1 pseudogene is annotated in these 246 nt (G+C 67.9%); it reads left to right on the top strand.

The features are described from left to right. A pseudogene (locus SB658_RS26590) lies at positions 1 to 246 on the top strand (nitrilotriacetate monooxygenase); the annotation flags it as partial.

Genomic DNA, 246 nt, shown 5'->3' on the forward strand with positions numbered 1-246 from the left:
CGTCAACAGCCACACCGTGTGGAGCGCGCCCGAGTCCGGTAGCCAGATCGACTTCTCGTCGTTCGTGCACTTCGCCCAGACCGCGGAGCGCGGGCTCTTCGACTACGTGTTCCTTGCCGAAGGGTTGCGTGTGCGCGAGCACGGCGGCCAGATCCATGCTCTCGATGTCGCCGGTCGCCCGGCAACCCTCGCGCTCCTCGCCGGCATGGCGTCGGTGACCCGCAACATCGGCCTTGTCGGCACGCT

It is taken from the genome of Bacillus sp. SIMBA_008, assembly GCF_046535495.1.
GTDB classification, from domain to species: Bacteria; Bacillota; Bacilli; order Bacillales; family Bacillaceae; genus Bacillus; species Bacillus subtilis.